Genomic DNA, 1,521 nt, shown 5'->3' with positions numbered 1-1,521 from the left:
GGGTTCCCACGGACGGGGGCGGTCGAAGGGCGGGTGCTGTCCACCGGCCGATGAGGGTACGCCGTCGGATCAGCGCGTGGGGTGCGAGAGGGTTCCCGCGAACGGGGTCGGTCGCGAGGCGGGTGCTCGCCCCGGGCCGCCGGGCACCGGCCGATGGGGACACACCGCCGCGTCAGCGCACGGGATTCGCCCCGCTCCCGTACGGCGTCGGATCCGTGACCCAGCCCGCCGTCAGGATCAGGCGGGACTCCCGGTGTACGGCCAGGAAGCCGAACGGGCGGTCGAAGCGGGCCGTGACGACGGTGGTCGTACAGCGGAGGTCGGGCAGGGCGCCGCCGGGGGCCGCGGCGACCGCGGTCACCGCGGCGGCGCGGAAGCCGAGGGCGCCGAACTGGGCCATCGTGGACTGTTCGGCCTGCCCGACGGCCAGCGCGGCCGGGCTGATGCCGGGGAAGTGGCCGGCGCCGGTGTCCATCGCCGTCGTCAGCCCGAACAGGCCGTGCAGGTCCAGGAGATCGTGCCGCGCCCGCATGTCGTACGCCACCGTCGTCACGGACAGCTCCGGCGGTTGCGGTGTGGCGCAGCGCTGTTGCTCGACGCGCAGGCCCGGTCCCACGTCGCCGTACGGGAGTTGGCCGCTCGGTACGACGGGGAGCCGGCGGGCCAGCACGTCAACTCCCGTGCCCAGCACCTGACCTGGCGTCATGCGCTGCTCGCCGAGCAGCAGGTGGACGTCGATCCCGTTGTCGCCGGGGACTTTCAGCTCGGTGACGTATCCGTGCGGGCCGCTCACCACGCCGACCCGGTCGAGGCGGACGCCGGTGCGGTGCAGGCCGGCCAACTGCCGCCCCTGCCAGGGCCCGGAGTCAGGGCGGAGCATCAACTCGCGGAAGGGGCGCGGCCATTCGGTCCGGAGCGCGAGCGCACTCGCCAGGACCATCAGCACGTCCTCGTCCAAGGTGACCGGCATCCGCTCGATGAGCCCGCCCGTCCGCTCGGCCGCCCACGCGTCCAACGCCCGTTGCGAGGCCGGAAGATCCTCGGTGAGCACACCGTGCGTGCCCGCCGACAGCCCGGCCCGCCACTCCTCCCGTACGGCCAGTTCGCGCCGGGTCCATAGTCCGAGCGCGGAGTCCAGGCCGGGCATCGCCCCCATCGCGGCCAGCAACTCCCGCGCGGCGGCGGCCGCTTGGCCGGCGGGCATCCCCACCGCGTCCGCCAGCTCCGCCCGCGCGGCGCCCGACGCCGCGTCGGCGAGAAACGCCAGCAGCGGCCACACCCCGGCCGCCGAGAACACGGTGCCCCCGGTCGCCGACTCGGCCCAACGCGCCGTCAGCCGGTTGACCGCGTCGACGGCCCCTCCGAGCGTGGTGCCTTCGACCACCGCGCCCTGAACCGCCATCCCCCCGACCGCTCCCAATTCCGCCCCCATGAGTCCCGTAGCGCAAGATCGCCCGATCACAAGATCGCGCACGGGAAGGCTATCGTCGGCCGCCCCGCCCCGATGATCAGCCCCGGTCC

1 protein-coding gene is annotated in these 1,521 nt (G+C 74.6%); it reads right to left on the bottom strand.

What is annotated here, in order from left to right; genetic code table 11:
- Positions 1-172 precede the first annotated feature (172 nt).
- Entirely contained in the window at positions 173-1,402 is a 1,230-nt protein-coding gene (locus AC31A1_RS51235; protein WP_489659886.1) for a serpin family protein, read from the bottom strand.
- Positions 1,403-1,521: the final 119 nt, after the last annotated feature.

Source organism: Streptomyces sp. P5F9 (assembly GCF_057961495.1).
The sequence above is the reverse complement of the archived record's forward strand: the minus strand, read 5'-3'. Positions and strand labels throughout refer to the sequence as shown.

Bases quoted from the DNA above. Each gene is read 5' to 3' on its own strand.
- AC31A1_RS51235 (WP_489659886.1), bottom strand. From the start codon at position 1,402: ATGGCGGTTCAGGGCGCGGTGGTCGAAGGCACCACGCTCGGAGGGGCC.